Source organism: uncultured Thermosynechococcus sp. (assembly GCF_937958135.1).
Taxonomy (GTDB): domain Bacteria; phylum Cyanobacteriota; class Cyanobacteriia; order Thermosynechococcales; family Thermosynechococcaceae; genus Thermosynechococcus.
Genome location: NZ_CALGOG010000065.1, coordinates 1 through 7,609, shown reverse-complemented (window position 1 = coordinate 7,609; position 7,609 = coordinate 1). Strand labels below are relative to the sequence as shown.

The 7,609-nt window shown below is 54.0% G+C and carries 7 protein-coding genes, 2 tRNA genes and 1 pseudogene; 5 read left to right on the top strand and 5 right to left on the bottom strand.

Annotated elements, in window-relative coordinates; translation table 11 throughout:
• A pseudogene (locus Q0711_RS07910) lies at positions 1-180 on the bottom strand (TldD/PmbA family protein); the annotation flags it as partial.
• 137 nt (positions 181-317) lie between these two features.
• Between Q0711_RS07910 and Q0711_RS07905 the strand changes: the two are divergent.
• Together Q0711_RS07905 and Q0711_RS07900 are read left to right on the top strand one after the other, a co-directional pair.
• On the top strand, positions 318-647 hold the full coding sequence (locus Q0711_RS07905; RefSeq protein WP_298612102.1) for a hypothetical protein: 330 nt from the start codon (positions 318-320) through the stop codon (positions 645-647).
• Between the two features lie 26 nt (positions 648-673).
• The gene (locus Q0711_RS07900) at positions 674-1,309 is read left to right on the top strand and encodes a ribonuclease H-like domain-containing protein (protein WP_298612099.1); all 636 of its coding nucleotides are present in this window, start codon (positions 674-676) and stop codon (positions 1,307-1,309) included.
• On the opposite strand, the gene Q0711_RS07895 is transcribed toward Q0711_RS07900, so the two are convergent.
• Genes Q0711_RS07895 through Q0711_RS07885 form a run of 3 tightly spaced genes read right to left on the bottom strand, consistent with a single transcriptional unit; the run spans position 1,274 to position 4,498 of the window.
• Positions 1,274-2,041 carry a PD-(D/E)XK nuclease family protein gene (locus Q0711_RS07895; RefSeq protein ID WP_299042234.1) on the bottom strand — a complete coding sequence of 256 codons (768 nt, stop codon included), beginning with the start codon at positions 2,039-2,041 and terminating at the stop codon, positions 1,274-1,276. The genes Q0711_RS07900 and Q0711_RS07895 overlap by 36 nt on opposite strands.
• Before the next feature lie 3 nt (positions 2,042-2,044).
• Entirely contained in the window at positions 2,045-4,102 is a 2,058-nt protein-coding gene (locus Q0711_RS07890) for a zinc metalloprotease HtpX (RefSeq protein ID WP_299042231.1), read from the bottom strand.
• 18 nt (positions 4,103-4,120) lie between these two features.
• The gene (locus Q0711_RS07885) at positions 4,121-4,498 is read right to left on the bottom strand and encodes a DUF2237 domain-containing protein (RefSeq protein WP_298612649.1); all 378 of its coding nucleotides are present in this window, start codon (positions 4,496-4,498) and stop codon (positions 4,121-4,123) included.
• 160 nt (positions 4,499-4,658) lie between these two features.
• Here Q0711_RS07885 and clpS point away from each other — a divergent pair, with 160 nt between their 5' ends.
• The 3 genes from clpS to Q0711_RS07870 all read left to right on the top strand — a co-directional run bounded on the left by clpS (position 4,659) and on the right by Q0711_RS07870 (position 6,904).
• Positions 4,659-4,943, top strand: coding sequence for an ATP-dependent Clp protease adapter ClpS (gene clpS, locus Q0711_RS07880; protein ID WP_298612602.1), 285 nt, complete (start codon positions 4,659-4,661; stop codon positions 4,941-4,943).
• 108 nt (positions 4,944-5,051) lie between these two features.
• Positions 5,052-6,767, top strand: a complete 1,716-nt coding sequence (locus Q0711_RS07875) for a diflavin flavoprotein (RefSeq protein WP_299042227.1) — start codon at positions 5,052-5,054, stop codon at positions 6,765-6,767.
• A gap of 55 nt (positions 6,768-6,822) precedes the next feature.
• Positions 6,823-6,904 (top strand) — tRNA-Leu (locus tag Q0711_RS07870).
• Positions 6,905-6,996: 92 nt separating this feature from the next.
• Here the strand turns inward: Q0711_RS07870 and Q0711_RS07865 are convergent.
• Positions 6,997-7,070 (bottom strand) — tRNA-Val (locus tag Q0711_RS07865).
• Positions 7,071-7,609: the final 539 nt, after the last annotated feature.

Here is a 7,609-nt window from a genome sequence, read left to right as displayed (position 1 = left end):
CCGTACCGTGATGCCCGATCGCTGCGAGGCCTTCACCTGTTTGGGTTCCCCCTGCTGCACCTGGACACTAACCTCATCTACATGGGAGCCACCAAGGTCAAATTTCTCAATACCAAGGCGGCGGGCGATCGTGGTGACTTGATCGTAGAGGGTAGATGCAGGGGTCAAAGTTACCGTCATGGCGCTCGGATTGATTAACAAATCTTAAAAACTATTCTAGCCCTATCCTCGCGGCGGCTGGCGATCGCCAAAGTGGACTAAACCTCATCATTTCTCGCTAAGATTTTTGGAGCAATGTCAGTTACGGGAAAAAACCTATGGTGCAGCCATCCTTAGGGGTCGATGGTGACGGTGAATGGTTAGGGGGAAAATCGCCCCCCTGGTCTGAGCGCCGCGCCCGCCTTGAAGAATTAATTGTGACACTGCGGATTGCCGATGAATTGGCGGCCGGTAAGTACTTGATTACCAGCGCAGAATTGGCAGAATTGATGGATGTGCATACCAGTGCCGTCACCAGTCGGGGTGAAGAATGGACATGGCGCAATTGGCAGATCTCCCGCGTGCGCCGTGAAAGTAACCAAATTCTCTGGCAGTTGGAGCGCATTGATGTGTCTAAGGAATCGTCCTCAGAAGTCCCCCCCGCCTAATTTATGAGAGAGGTTGTGAGCAAGTCATGGATTTGGATTTTCCCCTAGAGTGTTTTGACTCCGATTTAAGTGCCACTGCCTTGGCCCACTTTCTCCAGGCCGATCAATTGGCCGTGGATACAGAAACCATGGGCTTGAATATTCCCCGCGATCGCCTGTGTCTTGTACAGCTATGTGATCCGCAGGGACAAGTGGCAATAGTCAAGATTGCTCGCGGGCAAACGGAAGCCCCCCACCTTCAGCAACTCCTAGAGCACCCCCGCATTACCAAAATTTTTCACTATGCCCGCTTTGATTTGGCGACGTTGCGTTACCACTTGGGCATCCGCGTTCATCCTGTCTTTTGCACCAAAATTGCCAGTAAGATTGCCCGCACCTATTCCCCCCGCCACGGCCTTAAGGATTTGGTCTTGGATTTACTGGGGGTGGAGATTGATAAATCGGCTCAAAGCTCTGACTGGGGCAATACTATCGCACTGCGGGAAGATCAAATCCGCTATGCCGCCAATGATGTACGCTACTTGATTCCCCTGTGGCAACGGCTAACGGAAATGTTGAAACGGGAGGAGCGCTTTGAGTTAGTACAAGCAGCCTTGAGCTGCCTACCCGCCATTGTGGATCTGGATTTAGCGGGGTACACTCAAGTCTTTGAGCACGGCTAGAAAAGGATCAATGCTCGAAACACCACTGGGCTGAGAACGCCGGCACCGCTCAGCGAAGGCACAGGGATGGCAATACTTGGGAATCTGGGCTGCGGGAACTTGCGGCAGATCCTGCCCTTGCCCATAGGCTTGTAACCATTGACTCAGTTGGTTGAGACACTGTTCTAGGGCTTGGTGAACCGCTTGGTGGGTAGTGTCATTGTAGGAAAAGGTGTAGAAATTCGCCCCCTTTTCCCCTTGAGCAAACCAATAGGTCATGGAAATCTGCTTGGGGGAATAGGCACTGGTGGCTGCTAGGAGATAGCAGTACAGGCGAGTCTGCCAATGATGGCTTAGGGTTTTTGGGGCGGGGGGGCGGGCATAGGTTTTCCAGTCGAGAATCTGGGCTTGCTCTTGGCCAAAAATGACGTAGTCATAGACCGCCACCAGTGTAAACTCCCCCCAGCCCAAACTGCGGTGGTGCTCTGCCTTACCTTGGCCTTGAATCATTGGCGGTGGCGTTGTTTGAAAGGCTTCAAACCAAGGCTTCAATTCGGGCTGCGCTTCAAGGATGGGGTGGACATCGAGTCCCTGAAGGTGTTGTTGCATTAGGCGGTGGAAGTTGCGGCCCTGCTTTTGGGAAGGAGTTTCTGTCAACGTGGCCTCCGGCAGCATCAAGCTGTCGAGATAGCGGTACTGGTATTGCCGTGGACAGGTTTGCAGCGTTCGCAGATGGGCTTGGGAAAGTTGCATGGTCTAGATCCAACCCAATAGTGTCACGAGGCCGTAGAGAACCCATAGGGTAGCAACGACAATTGCCCAATAGGGGGCAGCCCAAGAGCGCTTTTCCTGTAAATCCGCGGAGTCCCACTCACTCACTTCAACAAAGGGAACTGTACCGCGGCGAAACCAACCGCGTACCACCAGCGATCGCCCCCGCAGGTTTTTGAGATAGGCTGGCTCAAGGATGGGCCAAATCGGTCCCCAAGCCCTATGGCAGCGCAGGGGAAACAAACCCTGATCCGTCTCCAGCCACAGGTGCTGTCCTAAGCCATTGCGCAAGCCCGTCACTGCTCGTAAATGCCCCTTTAACTGAATAGCAGGGCTATCGAGGGGCAAAAGACGACGGAGAAGCTGACCCAAGGTGTAGGTTTGCGGTGGCCGAGGTGGGTAGTAGGCATTCAAGCGCAAAAAGAGACCGAGACCAATGCCAATGGGAATGAAGCCCCGTGCCAAGGTTGCCCAATCTGCCAACCACCAGAGGGCGATCGCGCCCGTCCGCAGGGCAAACTGGCCAATGGCCGTGAGGAGAATCGTGATGATCACTCCTGCGATTCCCCCTAACAGAGGTGCCACTTGTTGCCAAGCCTGTTGACACCGCAGGGAGGAAATGGTGGGCAGCGAGAGGAGGGGAGTCAGTCGCCATTGCTGCGCATCGGTCATCAGGGCTTGCAGGCGCAGTCCCAAGGGGCGATGGGAGGAGGTTAGGCGAAACCAATATCGCAGGGGATGGGCGGTATCCCAGCGGATCACTGTTGGCCAATCGAGGGGTTGATTTCCCAAAAGAGCAGCTTGGGTCGGATTCAGAGGGAGGAGCAAGCGCAGCGATTCTAGGGGAGCACCGATTTCCCCTTGGACACGCACTGTTGCTGCTGTGGCTTCCATGAGGCGAAACCAAGCCATCACAAGGGTATTGGGATTACCGATGAGTGCTGCCCCTTGGCGATCGCTATAGTAGTGCCGCAATTGATTGCTCCAGAAACAGAGCAGCTCCAAGCCGCGAAAGAGGAGGTAACTCCCTTGGCTCACAAGGGCACAAAAGAGATAGGGAATTCCACGGATGATCCACCGTCCCCGGTGACTGCCATAGGGAGGCGCAACGCGATCGCCCCAACGACTCCCCCAACAGTAAAGGTCATAGAGCAGTTGCAACAGCAGCACAAGGGGGGTCACCAAGGTATTCAGCCCCAGCCGCAGTTGGGCAATTTCACAGGCCATCAAAGCCAGCAGTTCCTCGCCAGAGAGCGATCGCAACAGACCTTCGCTGACAATAATGCGGCGCTGCCAGCGTCCATAGCTAAAAATGAGGGGGGCTGCCGTCATCAAACAGCCCACTTCGGGACGGGGTTGCCACCATGACCACGGCAAACGCCCCAAAAGCATCAGGGTTTCGGGACTATACTCCTCAAGTTCTCCAAGGCTAACGGGACGCAGACCATAACGCGCACGCAAGCGCCACGACCACAGCCAGCTGCCACCGCTGAGCAGTCCCAGCCCCAAGCAGCCCAGCAAAAACCACGCTATCGCCCCTTCCCAGCCCCGCAGGAGGGCCAGTTGATCATTGGCATCGCTGAGGAGAGCGGCGATCCCCCCTTGGAGAAGCCCTTGAAGTAGCCACGCAACAAGAAGCAGTGTTGCCCCCTGACTCAGCCAGAGATAGAGGCGAGGCACCGGCCGCAGTTGCATGGGTGGGTTGGAACCCGCTGCCGCAACAAACCGAGAATGGGGGGAGGTCGGTTCCTCACCGAGATAGCGTTCTAACTCAGGTAGATATTTTTCTGCCCAAGCCCGAATCGGCGGTAGGGGCGATCGCGCCAAAAGTTGACACAGATCAATGGCTTCCTGCCACTGCTGAGTGCAGGCATAGGCTTTAATGAGATGCAGGTGAGCCTGCAGCCCCTCTCGGTGTTGACCATGGGTGGCAATCACTGCCTGGAAAGCAGCGATCGCTAGTTGATAATCTCCCCGATTGAAGGCAGCTAAACCTGCCACGTAGCGAGGATCTAAGCGAAAATCGGATTCTGGGTCGGGCATACTGGAGTATTCCCCGAATTATGGTTGATGGCTACTGCCGAGGGCGTGGGCTTTCAAATCTTCTAAGGAGACATACTCAAGGGCGCTGACATGGGTGGCCTCAAGAATAACAGGGGGAGCTACGCCTGCCTCAAGAGCTTCGCGCCAACGGGAGGCACACAGACACCAGCGATCGCCCGGTTTCAACCCCGGAAACTGATAAGCAGGCACAGGCGTCGACAGATCATTACCGCGGGAACGGGTAAAGGTGAGGAATTCTGCGGTCATTTCAGCACAGATGACATGGGCGCCGACATCCCCTGCCCCTGTTCGGCAAAAACCATCGCGATAGAAGCCTGTAAGTGGATCTTGACAGCAGCACGCCAAGGGTGTTCCCAACACATTCTTTGCCGTCATAACCAATGCCCCCAAGGGTTGAATCCTACGTTTAGCTATAGCATAGGAGTGTTTTGAATGTCTGTCTCCAAAACTCCGCAAGGGCACTGCCCCTCCAGCAACCGATCTGAACTCAATGAGCTAAACTAGGGAGCAGTGTAGCTACAAAAGTGTGTGACCTATGCCTAGCGTTGTTCCTCAAGAGCGGCGGCAGGTTATTCGCAAGCACTATCCCAACTACAAAGTCATTGTCCTCAACGATGACTTCAACACGTTTCAGCATGTGGCTGCCTGTTTGATGAAATACATTCCCAATATGACCAGCGATCGCGCTTGGGAATTGACGAATCAGGTGCATTATGAAGGCCAAGCCATTGTTTGGGTCGGCCCCCAAGAACAGGCAGAACTCTACCATGAGCAACTGTTGCGGGCAGGTCTGACCATGGCACCCCTTGAACCCGAATGAGGATGGCCATTTGCAAAGCATGTTATTGGGGCTATTAAAAACTCTGAATCCTGTTACCTTTCTCCATGTGTCAGGATAAAAGGTAGTTTCAAGATTGAGGAACTGCCTATGGCCGTCAGCACGTCCAAACGTCCACCCCACTTAACACTTCAAGTGTTGGACATTGCCCCTGAGACGACGGCAATTCGTTGCCTCGATTGGGATCGCGATCGCTTTGACATTGAGTTTGCCCTTGAAAATGGCACCACCTACAACTCCTTTTTAATCAAGGGGGAACAGATTGCCCTCGTGGATACCGCCCATGCCAAGTTTGGCGATCGCTACCTCGAGCAACTCTGGCAACTGGTGAACCCCGCTGATTTGAACTATCTTATCGTCAGCCACACCGAACCCGATCACAGTGGCCTTGTCAAGGATGTATTGGCAAAAGCTCCCCAGGTTACCGTGGTGGCCTCGAAGGTGGCCTTACAGTTCCTTGGGGACTTGATCCATCAGCCTTTTAATCAACGGCAGGTAAAAAATGGCGATCGCCTTGACCTGGGCAAAGGACATGTTCTTGAATTCGTCATGGCGCCCAATCTCCACTGGCCAGACACGATTCTCACCTTTGACCATGGCACCCAGACCCTCTTTACCTGTGATGTCTTTGGCGCCCACTTCTGCAACGATGATCCCTTTGATACCGAGCCAGAACTATTAGAGCCAGACTTCAAGTTTTACTATGACTGTCTGATGGGGCCCAATGCCCGCTCAGTGCTCTCCGCCTTCAAACGCTTGGAAGTGCTGCCGCCAGTGCAACTGGTTGCCACAGGGCATGGCCCGCTACTGCGCCATCATCTCCCTCAATGGCTAAATTCCTACCGCAATTGGAGTCAAGAACAGGCAAAAGCGGCAACGACAGTGGCCATTTTCTATGCGGCTAACTATGGTTATGCCAATGCCCTCGCAGAGGCGATCGAACGGGGGGCTGCTAAAACTGGGGTGGTGGTTGAAAAAATGGATCTGCTCACTGCTGAACCTCAAGAGATTCGCGAACTCACCGAGATTGCCGCTGGACTTATTATCGGTACACCGCCCACCACGGCTGTTGCCAAAACTGCCCTAAGTACAATTCTTGCGGCTGCCCATGCCAAACAAGCTATTGGTGTCTTTGAAAGCGGCGTGGCTGATGCTGAACCCGCCTATCCATTGCTAAATCAATTTCGTGATGCCGGTCTGACCCCCTCATTTCCCGTGATTCGAGTAACAGCGGCTCCCACCGATGCCCTATTTCAAGAGGCTGAAGAAGCCGGTACCGACATGGGGCAATGGCTGTTGCGCGATCGCACCGTCAAGCAGATGAAGTCCTTAGACGCCGACTTGGATAAAGCCCTCGGTCGCCTCAGCGGCGGACTTTACATTATCACCGCCCAAAAGGGTGCGATTAACAGTGCGATGTTGGCCTCTTGGGTGGCACAGGCCAGTACTGACCCCCTTGGAATTTCCATTGCTGTAGCCAAGGATCGAGCGATTGAGTCCTTCCTCCACGTGGGGGATACCTTTGTTCTGAATGTTTTAGAGGAAGGTAATTACCAGCCCCTCATGCGTCACTTCCTGAAGCGCTTTCCACCGGGCGCCGATCGCTTTGCCCACGTGAAAACCTATCCTGCGAATAACGGCAGTCCGATTTTGGCCGATGCCCTTGCCTACATGGAATGCACAGTGGTGAGCCGTCTGGATGCCCACGACCACTGGATTGTCTATAGCACCGTTGACAGTGGCCGTGTCTCGAAGCCTGAGGGCATGACCGCCGTTCACCATCGCAAAGTGGGGAACCATTACTAAAATGGGGTTGTAGGGCGATCGCCTCCTACCCAAAGTGCGTTAGACTAGGTTTGCTGCGGACGTGGCGGAATTGGCAGACGCGCTAGATTTAGGTTCTAGTACCGCAAGGTGTGTGGGTTCAAGTCCCTCCGTCCGCATTTTGCAATTTCAGTTCCAAGACTAGGATTTACTGGGGAAGCAACCCCTGCTTCCTAGCCTCGATCTAGCAGCTCTGAGTTGCAAATAGCAATGGACACAACTGGACTCGAACCAGTGACCCCCACGATGTCAACGTGGTGCTCTAACCAACTGAGCTATGCGTCCCTACTATTCTAAGTAATTAGCTATTTTAGCGCAGGTTTGGTGTAATCTCAACACTTTGAGCAATGCCGCCGCGCATCCTACGAATGAACGGGAAGCGTTATTTGCTCGTTAGCGGCGGGTGTGATATCGTTTTTCTAACCAAGTATGGCACTATTGCCCGCCAGAAAAGACTTCTGGGGATCCGGGCAGATATAAGGCCTGCTTGGCAAGGTACAACTGAACTTGTGAGTCTTGGCATCACCCGACTTATAAACGTAGGGAAGAGGCCAAAAGTTGGCATGAACCACTTCAACCCAAAACCCCTAGGCAGAAATGACCTGGGGGCTGCAAAGGCAAAAGTTCCCGGCAGTAGGCGAGAATGCCGCCTCCCTCTCTGGTAACAGGATTGGGAAGCCGCTTATCAGCGGAGCATTCACAAAAGCGTTGGCTGCTACTAGGGAGTGGTCGCGCTCATATTCGGACGAACACAACAGCCGGTCACCGTTAACTTGGCTGCCATTACACTGGTGTCATCTTGGGTGGTAAAAGATAAGCGACAA